Origin of the sequence: Citrobacter sp. wls708 (assembly GCF_005281255.1) — a bacterium.
Classification (GTDB): Bacteria; Pseudomonadota; Gammaproteobacteria; order Enterobacterales; family Enterobacteriaceae; genus Citrobacter; species Citrobacter werkmanii.
Genome location: NZ_SZXE01000023.1, coordinates 256,928 through 273,122, shown reverse-complemented (window position 1 = coordinate 273,122; position 16,195 = coordinate 256,928). Strand labels below are relative to the sequence as shown.

Here is a 16,195-nt window from a genome sequence, read left to right as displayed (position 1 = left end):
GATAGATCGGTTTTTACGAACAAATAGACTGAAATTAAAAAAGATTTTCCGAACGGAAAACAGAAATAAAAAAGCCTGAAACTTTTCAGTCCCAGGCTTTTTATCAAATATTGAGTCGAGAGAATCAGCGCGTCAAATCGTCAAAGAACTTCTTCACGCCGTCGAAGAAGCTTTTGGAGCGCGGGCTGTTTTGCTCGCCGGTCGGGCCGCCAAAACTGTCCTGCAGGTCTTTCAGCAACTGCTTCTGCTTGTCGTTCAGACCCACTGGGGTTTCAACAACGACACGACACAGCAGATCGCCCTGAGCGCCACCGCGTACAGACTTGACGCCCTTTCCACGCATGCGGAACAATTTGCCGGTCTGCGTCTCGCCCGGAATCTTCAACTTCACGCGACCGTCCAGCGTCGGGACTTCAATCTCGCCGCCCAGCGCTGCCATCGCAAAGTTAATCGGTACTTCGCAATACAGGTTATTGCCTTCACGCTCAAAAATTGGGTGCTGTTTTACCTGCACCTGAACGTATAAATCGCCTGCTGGCGCGCCATGCTCACCGGCTTCACCTTCACCCGCTAAACGAATACGGTCGCCGGTATCAACGCCTGCCGGGATTTTAACGGACAGCGTTTTGCTTTTCTCAACGCGACCATGACCGTGACATTTGTTGCACGGATCTTTGATCAGCGTACCGCGACCCTGACAATGTGGACAGGTCTGCTGTACGGCAAAAAAGCCCTGGCGCATCTGCACCTGGCCGGAACCGTGACAGGTTGGACAGGTTTGCGGCTGAGTACCTGACTTCGCGCCGCTGCCATGGCAGACGTCACACTCTTCCAGCGTCGGAATACGGATCTCTTTGGTGACGCCACGCACGGCTTCTTCCAGAGTGAGATCCATGTTGTAACGTAAATCAGCACCACGTGAGGCGCGCTGACGACCACGACCGCCGCCAAAGATATCGCCAAACACGTCACCAAAGATATCGCTGAAGTCAGCCCCGCCGCCGAAACCGCCGCCGCCGCCCATGCCGCCTTGCTCAAACGCGGCATGACCGTACTGATCGTAAGCCGCGCGTTTTTGCGCATCGGTCAGGATCTCGTACGCTTCTTTGATCTCTTTAAACTTGGCTTCAGCCTCTTTATCACCCTGGTTGCGATCCGGGTGATATTTCATGGCCAGGCGCTTGTAGGCCTTTTTGATTTCACGCTCTTCCGCTGATTTGGAAACGCCTAAAATCTCGTAATAGTCTTGCTTTGCCATTGGTTTTTTTAAGCCCCTTAACATACAAGCACGGGCGAAGAGGAAACCTCTACGCCCGTGCCGATTAACTACCCTGCATCAGGGCGATTATTTTTTGTCTTTCACTTCTTCAAACTCAGCGTCGACAACGTCGTCATCTTTCGCATTGTTTGCAGAAGCATCAGCGCCTGCTGCACCAGCCTGCTGCTGTGCGTGCTGCTGCTGCGCGATTTCCATCAGTTTCTGGGAAACCTGAGCCAGCGCCTGCATTTTCGCTTCGATATCCGCTTTGTCTTCGCCTTTCAGAGACGTTTCCAGCGCGGTCAGTGCAGACTCAATGGCAGTTTTGTCGTCAGCCGGCAGCTTGTCGCCTGCTTCTTCAACCTGCTTACGAGTGCTGTGCAGCAGATGGTCGCCCTGGTTACGAGTCTGAACCAGCTCTTCGAACTTACGGTCAGATTCTGCGTTCGCTTCTGCTTCGCGAACCATTTTCTGGATTTCTTCTTCGTTCAGACCAGAAGAAGCCTTGATGGTGATCTTCTGCTCTTTACCGCTGTTTTTGTCTTTCGCGGAAACGTGCAGGATACCGTCGGCATCGATATCAAAGGTAACTTCGATCTGCGGCATACCGCGCGGAGCCGGGCTGATACCATCCAGGTTAAACTGACCCAGATCTTTGTTATCGGCAGCACGTTTACGTTCACCCTGCAGCACATGGATGGTTACCGCAGACTGGTTGTCTTCAGCGGTAGAGAACACCTGGCTGTGCTTGGTCGGGATAGTGGTGTTTTTCGCGATCAGTGGCGTCATCACGCCGCCCATGGTTTCGATACCCAGAGACAGCGGGGTAACGTCCAGCAGCAGTACGTCTTTCACATCACCCGTCAATACACCACCCTGAACGGCAGCACCGATTGCCACGGCTTCGTCCGGGTTAACGTCTTTACGCGGCTCTTTACCGAAGAATTCAGCAACTTTCTTCTGCACCATCGGCATACGCGTCTGACCACCAACGAGAATAACGTCGTTGATATCAGAAACAGACAGGCCAGCGTCCTGCAGAGCAACTTTCAGCGGCTCGATAGAACGGTTAACCAGGTCTTCAACCAGGCTTTCCAGTTTCGCACGGGTCACTTTGATGTTCATGTGTTTCGGACCAGTCGCGTCTGCAGTGATGTACGGCAGGTTCACGTCGGTCTGCTGAGCGGAAGACAGCTCGATCTTCGCTTTCTCAGCGGCTTCTTTCAGACGCTGCATCGCCAGCGGGTCATTACGCAGGTCGATACCCTGATCTTTCTTAAACTCGTCAACCAGGTAGTTGATCATACGGCTGTCGAAGTCTTCACCACCCAGGTGGGTATCACCGTTGGTTGCCAGAACTTCGAAGGTTTTTTCGCCGTCAACTTCGTCGATTTCGATAATAGAGATATCGAAAGTACCACCACCGAGGTCATATACCGCGATAGTGCGGTTGCCGACTTCTTTATCCAGACCGTAAGCCAGTGCAGCTGCGGTTGGTTCGTTGATGATACGTTTTACTTCCAGACCTGCGATACGGCCGGCGTCTTTGGTTGCCTGACGCTGAGCATCGTTAAAGTATGCAGGTACGGTGATAACCGCTTCAGTTACCGGTTCACCCAGGTAATCTTCAGCCGTTTTCTTCATTTTCTTCAGCACTTCTGCAGAGATCTGCGGCGGTGCCATTTTCTGACCTTTTACGTCAATCCAGGCATCACCGTTGTCAGCACCGATGATTTTGTACGGCATGATGGCTTCATCACGCTGTACTTCTTCGTCCTGGAAGCGGCGGCCAATCAGGCGTTTAATCGCAAACAGGGTGTTTTGCGGGTTTGTCACTGCCTGACGTTTAGCCGGCTGACCAACCAGAGTTTCACCATCCTGGGTATAAGCAATGATAGAAGGCGTGGTGCGATCGCCCTCGGCGTTCTCCAGCACACGTGCAGTAGTGCCATCCATAATCGCTACACAAGAGTTGGTAGTACCCAGGTCGATACCAATAATTTTACCCATCTAAACGTCTCCACTAAAAATTCGGTCATCATGTGGTTGTGAATCTGTAATAAGGGCGAAACGTGCGGTTTCAACTACCCTGAATCGTTTTTTTTCAGACTCACCACTGCGGTTGACTACTAAGTGGGGTCGTAACCCACTTCATCAAGGGGGGCATGAAAAATTTTTTTAGCGCAGAAGCAATAAATTTGCCGAAAAAAGGCACAAAACTACAAAAAATGAATAATCGCCAATAAAAATTAATTCATAAAGCCAATTAATAAAACGCTGTTATTCACATAAAAATTGTAATAAAAAGAAAAGATTACGTGAATGAATCGTTTTTGCGTCGGCGGTAAACTAGCGCGAAGCCACGCACTTTTGCAGCCGTCAAAGAGAAATTTCATGAAATCCGTTTTAACCCTTTCCGCCACCCTGCTTATGGGCCTGGTGTTGAGCAGCGCCGCTCACGCTAACGATCATAAAGTTCTGGGGATGATTGCTATGCCGCGCAACGCAACTAACGATCTCACGCTCAAAATTCCCGTTTGTCGGGTGGTGAAGCGTATTCAACTCACCGCCGATCGAGGCGATATTAACCTTAACGGCGCATCCGTTTACTTCAAAGCTGCGCGCACCTCCAGCCAAAGCCTGAACGTCCCGTCATCCATTAAAGAGGGACAAACCACTAATTGGATCAATATTAATAGCGACAACGACAATAAACGCTGCGTATCCAAAATCACTTTTTCAGGCCAGTCGGTAAACTCCTCTGACATGGCGACGCTTAAAGTCATCGGCGACGACTAACTACGCCCTTTTATTCAGAAGCCATAGAAAACATGAATGTCACGTATTTGCATGACGACGACCTCGACTTTCTGCAGCATTGCAGTGAGGAACAACTCGCCACGATTACTCGCCTGTTAACGCATAATGAAAAAGGGAAAGCCCGTCTGTCGAGCGTTCTGAGCCACAACGAATTATTTAAATCGATGGAAGGACACCCGGAACAGCACCGCCGCAACTGGCAACTGATCGCCGGCGAACTTCAGCATTATGGTGGCGACAGCATTGCCAATAAACTTCGTGGCCATGGAAAGCTGTATCGGGCGATTTTACTGGATGTTTCGAAGCGCCTGAAGCTTAAAGCCGACAAAGCGATGCCCACGTATGAAATTGAACAGTATTTGCTGGAACACTTTCTACGGAATGCCTGGCAAAAAATGGATGCGGACCATAAGCAGGAATTTTTGCAGGCCGTTGAGGCAAAAGTCTCTGAACTGGAAGAGTTACTGCCGCTATTAATGAAGGATCGCCATCTGGCGACTGGCGTTGCTCATTTGCTCTCCGGTCAGCTTACGCAGATCCTGCGTACCCATGCCGCAGTTAGCGTCATCGGGCATGGATTGCTACGCGGCGCAGGGCTTGGCGGCCCGGTCGGCGCGGCTTTAAACGGGGTTAAAGCGGTGAGCGGCAGCGCCTATCGCGTGACGATTCCGGCGGTGCTACAAATCGCCTGTCTGCGAAGAATGATCAACAACACACAAGCGTGATGTCCATCACAGGGAAAATAATTCATTTTCCCTTTGTTAGATCATAGACAGTCCGCTTTCCCCTGATTATCATGCCGCGCCCCGAAGACAGTGATCGTTATTCGGGGAAACTATTTCACCATTCAATCAATGATGATTTTGAGGAATTATGGGCAACACTAAGTTGGCTAATCCGGCACCGCTGGGCCTGATGGGCTTTGGCATGACCACCATTCTGCTTAACCTGCATAACGCGGGTTTCTTCGCCTTTGACGTTATTATTCTGGCGATGGGCATTTTCTACGGCGGTATCGCGCAAATTTTTGCCGGGCTGCTGGAATATAAAAAAGGCAACACCTTCGGTTTAACCGCCTTTACCTCCTACGGCTCGTTCTGGCTGACGCTGGTTGCGATCCTGATCATGCCGAAAATGGGCCTGGCGGATGCAACCAACGGCCAGTTCCTGGGCGTATACCTGGGTCTGTGGGGCGTGTTCACACTGTTCATGTTCTTCGGCACGCTGAAAGCTGCGCGTGCGCTGCAGTTTGTCTTCCTGAGCCTGACGGTGCTGTTCGCGCTGCTGGCCGTAGGCAACATTGCAGGTAACGAAGCGATCATCCATGTTGCTGGCTGGGTTGGCTTAGTGTGTGGTACAAGCGCCATTTACCTGGCGATGGGCGAAGTGCTGAACGAACAGTTTGGCCGTACCATCCTGCCGATTGGTGAAGCGCACTAATCTGACGCTATCCCCCCGGACGGGGGGATATTCCTTACAAGCGCTGTAACTCTCCCTGCACGCTGGTATCGCGATGATAAATATCCTGTCGCAGCCAAATCCCCAGCCCTAACCCCACCAGCGATAACGCCAGTACATACCAGGCAGGAGCCATTGGCGACACGCTCATTAACATCGTCACAGCGATTGGCGTCAGACCACCAAAAATGGCGTACGAAACGTTGTAAGAAAACGAGATGCCGGTAAAGCGGACTTCCGCTGGAAACGCTCGTACCATGACATAAGGCACAGCCCCCACCACGCCAACGCACAAGCCCACCAGCCCATACAACAAGAACAAATGCTGAGGATGGCTACCGGTCAGATGATAGAAAAGCCAGCTCGAACAGGCCAGTAGCAGGCTACCGACAATAAAGGTTTTGCTGGCGCCAACCCGGTCGACAATAAACCCGGCCAGCAGACAACCGACGCACAGCATAATGGTCGCGACACTGTTGGCTTGTAATGTCAATGCTGGCGCAAAGCCATACTGTTTCTGCAGCCAGACTGGCGACATCAGGATCACCACCACGATCCCGGCCGATAACAGCCAGGTCAGCAGCATGGAAATGACCACCGCTTTTTTATGTTTGCTCACCACCGACTTTACCGGTAGCTCTTGCGCCAACGCCTTACGCTGCTGCATTTCGAGGAAGATGGGCGTTTCCTGCAGCCAGCGGCGCAGATACATCGCCACCAGCCCAAACACGCCGCCCAGCAGGAAAGGAATACGCCAGCCGTAGTCATGCACCGCTTGCTGCGTCAGGCTGGTGTTCACCAGCGTTGCAACAACCGACCCCAACAGAATCCCCACAGTAAGCCCGGCAGTCAGCGTGCCGCAGGCGATACCGATGCGACGCTCCGGTACGTGTTCCGCCACGAACACCCACGCCCCCGGCACTTCGCCCCCAATGGCTGCGCCCTGCAAAATGCGCATCAGTAATAACAGTAACGGCGCGAGGATCCCCATTGAGGCATAGGTAGGCAACAAGCCAATCGCCAGCGTCGGTATCGCCATCAACAAAATGCTCAGGGTAAACATTTTCTTGCGTCCGACCAGGTCGCCAAAATGCGCCATAATGATGCCGCCCAATGGACGCGCCAGGTATCCGGCGGCAAAAATGCCGAAAGTTTGAACCTGACGTAGCCATTCAGGGATATCGGCCGGGAAGAAAAGTTCGCCAACAACCGCGGCAAAGAAGACGAAGATAATGAAATCATAAAACTCAAGCGCCCCGCCGAGGGCAGCAAGCGTAAGGGTTTTATAATCCTGGCGATTCAGGGGTCGAGTGTGTTGTGACATAGCAAACCATGAGTCAGTGGAGTAATTGAATATGTCTGTCGATATATGTAAATCAAAAATTACTATATCGTAAACAATTCAATACTCCACCTTCATTGTTACTTATATCACGACCAGGCTACTTTCAGGCATTTGTATCGCGGATCGCGCTTTTAGGGCGAAAAGATGCTACTACTGCCGGTGCAGTCTCGACATAAGGCCCATCTAACAGCTGTATACAATACGGTACACTTGCAAAAATGCCTGGCACGATGACCTTACCATCGGCATCTTTCACGCCTTCCAGCGTTTCTTTGATCGATTTCGGCTGCCCAGGCAGATTCAGGATCAGCGCCTGTTTGCGAATCACGCCAACCTGACGGGAAAGGATTGCGGTTGGCACAAAGTGCAGACTTATCTGGCGCATTTGCTCACCAAAACCAGGCATCTGGCGGTCGGCTACGGCCAGCGTAGCGTCTGGCGTTACGTCGCGACGTGCCGGCCCCGTTCCGCCGGTCGTCAGTACCAGATGACAGCTCATTTCATCAACCAGCTCGCATAAGGTTTGTTCGATGATCGCCTGTTCATCCGGGATCAGCCGTGTTTGCAGCTCAAAAGGGGTTGTTAGGGCTGATGCCAGCCACTCTTCAAGGGCCGGGATACCTTTATCCTGGTAAACGCCGCTGGAAGCACGATCAGAAATGGACACCAGGCCAATGCGTAAAGTATTCATGATTATTCCGTTTAAACAGTCTCGTTAAACAGAATGATACACTGCGAAAGGAAGGACAGACAGGTTTCAGAAGAGGTAGCGTGACCCCTGTCAGGGCCACGCCGAAATGATTACAGCAGATCGCCGATCATTTTTTCCAGTTTGCCCTGGTCTACAGCAAACTTACGGATACCGTCCGCCAGTTTGTCTACAGCCATTGGATCCTGGTTGTGCTGCCACAGGAACTCAGCTTCAGTGATACGTGCAGGACGCGCTTTCACTTCGCCAGAGAAGGACAGTTTACGTTCGATAGCGCCTTCGCTTTCCGCCAGCTCTTTCAGCAGTGCCGGTGCAATCGTCAGACGATCGCAGCCCGCCAGCTCGATGATTTCACCGATGTTACGGAAGCTCGCGCCCATAACTACGGTTTCGTAACCGTGCTGTTTGTAGTACTCGTAGATTTCCGTTACGGAAACCACGCCCGGATCTTCTGCCGGTGCATACTCTTTCTTGTCGGTGTTGGCTTTGTACCAGTCAAGAATACGACCAACGAACGGAGAAATCAGGTATACGCCAGCTTCTGCACAAGCGCGCGCCTGCGCGAAAGAGAACAGCAGAGTCAGGTTACAGTTGATGCCTTCTTTTTCCAGCTGCTCAGCGGCACGAATGCCCTGCCAGGTTGAAGCCAGTTTGATCAGAATGCGATCGTTGCTGATGCCAGCATCGTTGTACAGTTTAATCAGACGTTTTGCTTTCGCGATGGATGCGTCGGTGTCGTAGGACAGGCGAGCGTCAACTTCTGTGGAAATGCGACCCGGGACCAGTTTCAGGATCTCCAGACCAATGTTTACCGCCAGTTTGTCGGTCGCGTCGACGACCTGCTGCGCGCGGTCGTTGCTCTGCTGCTTAGCCCAGGCTACAGCGTCATCAATCAGCTTGCGATATTCCGGGATCTGCGCTGCGTTAAGAATGAGAGAAGGGTTAGTTGTGGCATCCTGAGGCTGATACAGCTTCATTGCCGCGATGTCTCCGGTGTCGGCCACTACTGTGGTGAACTGACGAAGGGAGGTCAATTTGTCCGTCATGATAGTGATTCTCTTTAAACAGCTTGTTAGGGGGATGTAACCGATCTTCCCTGATGATAGCACGACGCACTCTCAGCGCAACCGCCTGTATTGTCCGACCTGCCGCTCAGCCCTGATTACGCAGCTCAAAGCCTGAGATGCGCAATTAAGGGATATACCTGTTGTTATGATAAACTCGCGTAATCAATCTACTTAGAAGGTATATACTGGTCGATAATTGGTAGCGCTTACATGGGATTATTCGCGCTTACCGGCATCAACAAGAGGGATGTTAATGCCTGATTTTTTCGCATTTATTAATGAAATACTCTGGGGCTCGGTAATGATCTACCTCCTGCTTGGCGCAGGATGTTGGTTCACCTGGCGTACGGGGTTCATCCAGTTTCGCTACATTCGCCAGTTTGGCAGAAGTCTTAAAAACAGCATCAGCCCGCAACCGGGCGGTTTAACTTCCTTTCAGGCTTTATGCACCAGTCTTGCCGCGCGGATCGGCAGCGGAAATCTGGCGGGCGTGGCGTTGGCAATCGCCGCAGGCGGCGCGGGAGCCGTTTTCTGGATGTGGGTCTCGGCAGTCATTGGGATGGCAACCTCGTTTGCCGAATGCTCACTTGCGCAACTGTATAAAGAACGCGACAGCAAGGGACAGTTTCGCGGCGGTCCTGCGTGGTATATGGCGCGTGGACTGGGTATGCGCTGGATGGGCGTGCTTTTTGCCATCTTTTTACTCATCGCATATGGACTGATTTTTAACAGCGTGCAGGCAAACTCGGTCTCGCGCGCACTTGCTTTTGCTTTCGATATCCCTCCTCTCTTCTCCGGTATCGCCCTGGCTATCGCATCATTACTGGTCATCGTCGGCGGTATTAAAGGAGTTGCCCGTCTGATGCAATGGTTTGTTCCGGTGATGGCTCTGTTGTGGGTCGGTTGTAGCCTCGTCATCTGCCTTTGGCATTTCGCTCAGCTTCCCGACATTATCATAACCATCGTTAAAAGTGCCTTTGGCTGGCAGGAAGCCGCCGCCGGCGCCGCCGGGTATACGCTAAGCCAGGCCATTGCCAGCGGCTTTCAACGCGGTATGTTCTCGAATGAGGCCGGAATGGGCTCAACCCCGAACGCCGCCGCCTCGGCTGCGTCATGGCCTCCGCATCCTGCGGCACAAGGCATTGTGCAAATGATCGGTGTTTTAGGCGATACGCTGATTCTTTGTACGGCCAGTGCGATGATCGTTCTGCTGGCGGGTAATGGCACCAGTTCTATACCCATTGAAGGCATCCAGTTGCTGCAAAGAGCGATGGTCTCGCTGACGGGTGAATGGGGCGCCGGATTCGTCGCCTTTATTGTGATCCTGTTTGCCTTTAGCTCTATCGTCGCCAACTACATCTATGCGGAAAACAACCTTATTTTCCTGAAGCTGGACAATATCCGGGTAATTTGGCTATTACGTATCGCGACCGTGAGCACCGTTGTCGGCGGCACATTACTCAGCTTCCCGCTGCTCTGGCAACTTGCTGACATCATCATGGCCTGTATGGCCATCACTAACCTGACGGCGATTTTACTGCTCTCACCGGTTGTCCATACCCTCGCCAGCGACTATCTGCGCCAGCGTAAACTCGGGGTGCGCCCGGAATTTGATCCGCGCCGTTATCCTGATATCAGGCAGCAGCTTGCGCCCGAAAGCTGGGATGAAACGCCGCGTGATTAACGCGGCAATCGCAACCATCGATCAATTCTGTCCATTTTTTTGCTAAAGTCGCAGTAAATTTCCTGCAAGGACTGGATATGCTGATTCTGATTTCACCTGCAAAAACGCTCGACTACCAAAGTCCTCTGGCAACCACACGCCACACGCTGCCCGAACTGCTGGATCACTCGCAGCAGCTTATTCACGTGGCGCGACAACTCTCCGCGCCGCAGATTGGCAAGCTGATGGGAATTAGCGACAAGCTGGCGGATCTGAACGCCACCCGTTTCCATGACTGGCAGCCCGATTTCACACCGGAGAATGCGCGTCAGGCTATTCTGGCGTTTAAAGGCGACGTTTATACCGGGCTGCAGGCTGAAACCTTCAGCGAAGCGGATTTTGACTTCGCTCAGCAGCATTTACGCATGTTGTCCGGGCTGTACGGCGTGTTGCGTCCGCTGGATTTGATGCAGCCTTACCGTCTGGAGATGGGCATTCGTCTGGCCAATCCAAAGGGGAAAGATCTTTACCAGTTCTGGGGCGATACCATCACCGACAAACTTAACGAAGCGCTGGAAGCGCAAGGCGACAGCGTGGTGATTAACCTCGCATCAGATGAATATTTTAAATCTGTGAAGCCGAAAAAGCTGAACGCCGAACTTATCAAACCGGTCTTCCTCGATGAGAAGAACGGTAAGTTCAAAGTCATCAGCTTTTATGCCAAAAAAGCGCGTGGCCTGATGAGCCGCTACATCATTGAAAATCGCTTAACTCAGCCAGAGCAACTGACGGCATTTACCAGTGAAGGCTATTTCTTTGATGAAGAAGCGTCAGGGAATGGCGAACTGGTGTTTAAACGCCACGAGCAGTAGTGTACATGCCGGATGGCGGCTAACGCCTTATCCGGCCTACAGGTTTTGCAGGCCCGCTAAGCACAGCGCCAGCGGGCACCACCTTTAACCGCGGGTCATCATCAGCTTACGCAGCGCAGCAAAATCAGCAGGCAGGTGATGAGAGAGCAGCGGCAAATCAGCGCGCTCCGCCAGCTCTTTTGGCAGAGCCAGCGTAAGCTCAAGAATCTCTTCAACGCTTTCCTTAAACTTCGCCGGATGCGCGGTGCCGAGGAACAAGCCATACTCGCCAGGATTCAACTGGTCACGCAGCGCACGGTAAGCCACCGCCGCATGCGGTTCTGAGGTGTACCCCATTTCATGCAGCTCGCGCATCGTATCCTGAGTGGTAGCATCGTCAACGGCGGCATACCCCAGCTCATTCAGACGCCAGATTTTACGGCGGAACAGTTCTTCCACACGCGGCCAGTTGTTCGGCTGGCTGACATCCATCGCGTTGGATAACGTCGCCTGCGTCGCCTTCGGCGCCCACTCGCCTTCTGCAAGGAAGCGTGGAACCGTATCGTTGACGTTGGTCGCCGCAATAAAGCGCTTCACCGGCAAGCCCAGCGATTTCGCCAGCAGTCCGGCGGTCAGATCGCCAAAGTTGCCGCTGGGAACGGAAATAACCAGCTGGTTGCGCGCTTCTTGCGGCAGTTGAGCCACAGCTTCAAAGTAGTAACAGATTTGCGCCAGCAGACGGCTGATATTGATTGAGTTAGCCGAATTCAGCCCCAGCGCTACCTTCAGTTCTTCGTCATCAAACGCCTGTTTCACCAACGCCTGGCAAGCATCAAAATCACCATCAATAGCGACGGTTTCAATGTTACCGCCCAGCGTACAGAACAGTTTTTCCTGTAATGGGCTGATCTTGCCGTTCGGGTAGAGGATCACCACGCGAACGTTCGGCAGACCATAAAACGCATGCGCCACCGCAGCACCGGTATCGCCGGAGGTCGCCGTCAGAATCGTTACCGGTTTGTCGCCGCTGATGTGCGTCAGCATCTGCGCCATAAAGCGCCCGCCAAAGTCTTTAAATGCCAGTGTAGGACCGTGGAACAGCTCCAGACAGCCAATGTCCGCTGCAACCTGAGCAACCGGCGCCGGGAACGCAAACGCCGCGCGTACGCGCTCTTCCAGGATCTCCTGCGAGATCTCGTCGCCAATAAATGCGGAAAGGATCTTAGCGCTGCGGCTAACGAAGTCCTGGTTCAGCATCTCATCCACTTCTGTCAGATTGAATTCCGGCAGATCGTGCGGAAAAAACAACCCCTGATTCTTGCCAAGCCCTTGCGTGACGGCCTGCGCAAAGCTGACCTGTTCGTTATGATCTTTCAGATTATAGAGTTTCATTGATTATCCCAGTACCCGTGCGCCTGCCGTGTCCAACCGGCAAATATGAACAAAGCCTTCCTGATTTTGCAGATAATGTTTAGCCAGCCAGTCTGCAACACGCTGCGCCGTATCCGGCTTATCGCACAAGGCGAACAGCGTCGGTCCTGACCCGGAGATCCCGCTGGCCAACGCGCCGATTTCCGCTACCGCCTGACGCGCCTGGCTGAAGCCTGGCAGCAAGCGGGTACGATACGGCTCAGCGATGACATCTTTCATCAGCTTCGCGGCCAGAAGAGGCTGACGGGAATAGCAGGCATGGATAAACCCTGCCAGATGCCGCCCGTGGGCGATGCAGTCCTGACGGCGATACTGCGCAGGTAAAATGGCCCGCGCTTCCGCCGTCGACACTTTAATCCCCGGATACGCCAGTACCCACAGCCACTCATCAAAGCCTGGCACCTGCTGGCTGATAATGCCGTTTTCTTCGATCATTAACTGCATACCGCCCAAAAAGCACGGGGCAACATTATCGTAATGAATACTGCCGGAGATACGTCCTTCCAGCTCTCCCATGATCGCCAACAGGCGCGTGTCGTTGAGCGGTTTCCCACAGTGCTCGTTCATGGCGACTAACGCCGCCACAACGGAACAGGCGCTGGAACCTAACCCGGAGCCAATCGGCATATTTTTTTCCAGCGTCATTGCCACCGGAACGGTTTTACCCAGCTCCTGACAGAACCGCTCCCAGCACTGATAGACGATATTTTCTCGCGGCTCAGAAGGCAGTTTGTCAGCAAAGCGCCCAAGATTATTCAGACTGAACTGGTCGGCTGGCTCAACAGAGACCACATCACCCAATAGCGAACCGTCTACGGGGGTTACCGCCGCCCCGAGAACATCAAATCCGACGCTCATATTGGCGCTGGAAGCCGGGGCATAAACTCTTACCATGTCAGACTCCTAACTTCCATGAAAGGGTACGTAGCAGGTCGGCAAATACGCCCGCCGCCGTTACGTCATTACCTGCGCCGTATCCGCGCAGCACCAACGGTAACGGCTGATAGTAATGGCTATAGAACGCCAGCGCGTTTTCACCGTTTTTCACTTTGAACAGCGGATCGTTGCCGTCTACTGCATCAATTTTCACGCGACAGACACCGTCTTCTTCAATATTGCCAACATAGCGCAATACTTTCCCCTCATCACGAGCTTTCGCCACGCGCGCGGCAAAGGCGTCATCCAGTTGCGACAACTTCGCCATAAAGGCGGGAACATCACCGGAATCATCAAATTCTGTTGGCAGGACCGGTTCAATGACAATGTCAGACAGCTCCAGCTCACGGCCGGTTTCACGGGCCAGGATCAGCAGCTTACGCGCCACATCTGTACCGGAAAGATCATCACGCGGATCGGGCTCGGTATAGCCCAGCTCACGCGCCATGGTGGTCGCCTGCGAGAAGCTCATGCCTTCATCCAGCTTGCCAAAAATAAACGACAGCGAACCGGAAAGGATGCCGGAGAATCGTTGCAGTTCATCGCCTGCGCTGAGCAGGTTTTGCAGGTTTTCAATAACCGGCAAGCCCGCGCCCACGTTGGTGTCGTACAGGAATTTACGTCGCGACTTCGCCGCAGCAAAACGCAGTTGATGGTAGTAATCCATCGACGACGTATTGGCCTTTTTGTTCGGGGTGACCACATGGAAGCCTTCGCGCAGGAAGTCGGCATACTGATCCGCCACCGCCTGGCTTGAGGTACAGTCGACAATCACCGGATTGAGCAGATGATATTCTTTCACCAGACGAATTAAACGCCCAAGGTTGAAAGGCTCTTTCGCACACTCCAGCTCAGACTGCCAGTTTTCCAGATTCAGACCGTGGACGTTGGTCAGCAGGGCCTTCGAGTTCGCCACGCCGCACACGCGCAAATCGATATGCTTGTTTTTCAGCCAGGTTTGCTGACGTTTAAGCTGCTCCAGCAGCGCACCGCCCACCCCACCGACACCAATCACAAACACTTCAATCACCTGATCGGTATTGAACAGCATCTGATGGGTCACGCGTACGCCGGTGGTGGCGTCGTCGTTGTTCACCACCACCGAAATAGAACGCTCAGAAGACCCCTGGGCGATCGCCACGATATTGATGTTCGCACGAGCCAGCGCGGCAAAGAATTTCGCCGAGATGCCGCGCAACGTGCGCATACCGTCGCCAACCACCGAGATGATAGCCAGACGCTCAGTCACCGCCAGCGGCTCCAGCAGACCTTCTTTCAGCTCGAGATAGAATTCATCCTGCATCGCGCGCTGCGCACGCGCGCAGTCGCCCTGCGGGACACAGAAGCTGATGCTGTATTCAGAAGAGGATTGCGTGATCAGCACCACCGAGATGCCTGCACGCGACATCGCGGCGAAAACGCGCGCCGCCATGCCCACCATACCTTTCATTCCAGGGCCGGAGACGCTAAACATCGCCATGTTATTGAGGTTAGAAATGCCTTTTACCGGCAAGTCGTCGTCATCACTGCTGGCACCGATCAGCGTACCGGGCGCTTGCGGATTGCCGGTATTTTTAATCAGGCACGGGATCTGGAACTGGGCAATAGGGGTAATGGTGCGCGGATGTAGTACTTTAGCGCCGAAGTAAGAAAGCTCCATCGCTTCCTGATAAGACATCGACTTCAGCAGTCGGGCATCGGGTACCTGACGCGGATCGCAGGTATATACGCCGTCGACATCGGTCCAGATCTCGCAACAGTCCGCACGCAAACAGGCGGCCAGTACGGCGGCGGAGTAGTCAGAGCCATTACGCCCCAGCACCACTAACTCACCTTTTTCATTCCCGGCGGTAAATCCGGCCATCAGAATCATATGGTCCGCTGGAATACGGCTGGCGGCAATGCGGCGCGTAGACTCGGCGATATCAACAGTAGATTCGAGGTAATGGCCAACCGCCAGCAGTTTCTCAACCGGGTCGATGACCGTCACGTTGTGCCCGCGCGCTTCCAGCAGGCCAGCCATGATGGCGATCGACATTTTTTCGCCACGGCAGATAAGCGCGGCATTGATGCTGTCCGGGCACTGCCCCAACAGGCTGATACCGTGCAGGACGTGCTTAATCTGAGCAAACTCTTGTTCAACCAAGGCTTTGAGCGGAGCCAGCGGGAAACCCGCCTGCGCGGCGGCAAGACCAGCTAAAAGCTCTGAGAAAATGCGTTCGGCATCGCTGATGTTGGCTAAAGCATCCTGACCACCGATGGTCTTTTCAATCATCGCCACCAGATGGTTGGTAATTTTGGCGGGGGCAGAGAGAACGGTCGCGACCTGCCCCTGTCTGGCATTGCTTTCCAGAATGTCGGCAACCCGCAGAAATCGCTCTGCATTTGCCACTGATGTACCGCCGAACTTCAACACTCGCATGGTTTACCTCATTGCCTTTGGTCGAAAAAAAAGCCCGCACTGTTTAGGTGCGGGCTTTTTCTTGTGTTTCCTGTACGCGTCAGCCCGCACCGTTACCTGTGGTAATGGTGATGGTTGTGGTAATGGTGATGCTGATGCGTTTCATGATGTTGTGTGCTCTGTAATTATTATCTGTCTGTCTTGTATTCTTTTAGGGTTAAAGTATCTGCTGACCTAAGTCAATAAATTTTTAAAT

14 protein-coding genes and 1 other annotated feature are annotated in these 16,195 nt (G+C 53.1%); of the genes, 5 read left to right on the top strand and 9 right to left on the bottom strand.

All coding sequences use genetic code 11. From position 1 onward, the window contains the following. Window positions 1–124: 124 nt before the first annotated feature. On the bottom strand, window positions 125–1,258 hold the full coding sequence (gene dnaJ / locus FDW97_RS16885; RefSeq protein ID WP_032940353.1) for a molecular chaperone DnaJ: 1,134 nt from the start codon (window positions 1,256–1,258) through the stop codon (window positions 125–127). Window positions 1,259–1,345: 87 nt separating this feature from the next. Next, window positions 1,346–3,268, bottom strand: a complete 1,923-nt coding sequence (gene dnaK, locus FDW97_RS16880) for a molecular chaperone DnaK (RefSeq protein WP_038637064.1) — start codon at window positions 3,266–3,268, stop codon at window positions 1,346–1,348. 384 nt (window positions 3,269–3,652) lie between these two features. Here dnaK and FDW97_RS16875 point away from each other — a divergent pair, with 384 nt between their 5' ends. The 3 genes from FDW97_RS16875 to satP all read left to right on the top strand — a co-directional run bounded on the left by FDW97_RS16875 (window position 3,653) and on the right by satP (window position 5,518). Next, a complete protein-coding gene (locus FDW97_RS16875; RefSeq protein WP_137346818.1) occupies window positions 3,653–4,057 on the top strand; it encodes a DUF2541 family protein in 405 nt (134 codons plus the stop codon). 32 nt (window positions 4,058–4,089) lie between these two features. Continuing rightward, window positions 4,090–4,803, top strand: coding sequence for an acidic protein MsyB (msyB, locus tag FDW97_RS16870; protein ID WP_038637060.1), 714 nt, complete (start codon window positions 4,090–4,092; stop codon window positions 4,801–4,803). Window positions 4,804–4,951: 148 nt separating this feature from the next. After that, window positions 4,952–5,518, top strand: coding sequence for an acetate uptake transporter (satP, locus tag FDW97_RS16865; RefSeq protein WP_137351364.1), 567 nt, complete (start codon window positions 4,952–4,954; stop codon window positions 5,516–5,518). A 34-nt stretch (window positions 5,519–5,552) separates the two neighbouring features. Here satP and FDW97_RS16860 read toward each other — a convergent pair whose 3' ends face one another. The 3 genes from FDW97_RS16860 to tal all read right to left on the bottom strand — a co-directional run bounded on the left by FDW97_RS16860 (window position 5,553) and on the right by tal (window position 8,636). Next, complete coding sequence (locus tag FDW97_RS16860) at window positions 5,553–6,860, bottom strand: MFS transporter (protein ID WP_038637058.1); 1,308 nt, start codon at window positions 6,858–6,860, stop codon at window positions 5,553–5,555. Between the two features lie 124 nt (window positions 6,861–6,984). Further along, window positions 6,985–7,572 carry a molybdopterin adenylyltransferase gene (gene mog, locus FDW97_RS16855; RefSeq protein ID WP_003018973.1) on the bottom strand — a complete coding sequence of 196 codons (588 nt, stop codon included), beginning with the start codon at window positions 7,570–7,572 and terminating at the stop codon, window positions 6,985–6,987. Between the two features lie 110 nt (window positions 7,573–7,682). After that, window positions 7,683–8,636: a transaldolase gene (gene tal / locus FDW97_RS16850; RefSeq protein WP_005124064.1), complete on the bottom strand. Its 954-nt coding sequence runs from the start codon at window positions 8,634–8,636 to the stop codon at window positions 7,683–7,685. A 274-nt stretch (window positions 8,637–8,910) separates the two neighbouring features. Here tal and FDW97_RS16845 point away from each other — a divergent pair, with 274 nt between their 5' ends. Together FDW97_RS16845 and yaaA are read left to right on the top strand one after the other, a co-directional pair. After that, window positions 8,911–10,341, top strand: a complete 1,431-nt coding sequence (locus FDW97_RS16845) for a sodium:alanine symporter family protein (RefSeq protein WP_085048344.1) — start codon at window positions 8,911–8,913, stop codon at window positions 10,339–10,341. Window positions 10,342–10,418: 77 nt separating this feature from the next. Continuing rightward, on the top strand, window positions 10,419–11,192 hold the full coding sequence (yaaA, locus tag FDW97_RS16840) for a peroxide stress protein YaaA (RefSeq protein WP_085048345.1): 774 nt from the start codon (window positions 10,419–10,421) through the stop codon (window positions 11,190–11,192). Window positions 11,193–11,276: 84 nt separating this feature from the next. On the opposite strand, the gene thrC is transcribed toward yaaA, so the two are convergent. The 4 genes from thrC to thrL form a co-directional block, all read right to left on the bottom strand. Continuing rightward, entirely contained in the window at window positions 11,277–12,563 is a 1,287-nt protein-coding gene (gene thrC, locus FDW97_RS16835; protein ID WP_069324092.1) for a threonine synthase, read from the bottom strand. A gap of 3 nt (window positions 12,564–12,566) precedes the next feature. Continuing rightward, window positions 12,567–13,496: a homoserine kinase gene (thrB, locus tag FDW97_RS16830; protein WP_038637046.1), complete on the bottom strand. Its 930-nt coding sequence runs from the start codon at window positions 13,494–13,496 to the stop codon at window positions 12,567–12,569. A 1-nt stretch (window position 13,497) separates the two neighbouring features. Then, on the bottom strand, window positions 13,498–15,960 hold the full coding sequence (gene thrA, locus FDW97_RS16825; RefSeq protein ID WP_069324093.1) for a bifunctional aspartate kinase/homoserine dehydrogenase I: 2,463 nt from the start codon (window positions 15,958–15,960) through the stop codon (window positions 13,498–13,500). A 23-nt stretch (window positions 15,961–15,983) separates the two neighbouring features. Further along, window positions 15,984–16,110 (bottom strand) — a sequence feature (Thr leader region). After that, window positions 16,040–16,105: a thr operon leader peptide gene (gene thrL / locus FDW97_RS16820; protein ID WP_032337689.1), complete on the bottom strand. Its 66-nt coding sequence runs from the start codon at window positions 16,103–16,105 to the stop codon at window positions 16,040–16,042. (Overlaps the previous feature by 66 nt.) Window positions 16,111–16,195: the final 85 nt, after the last annotated feature.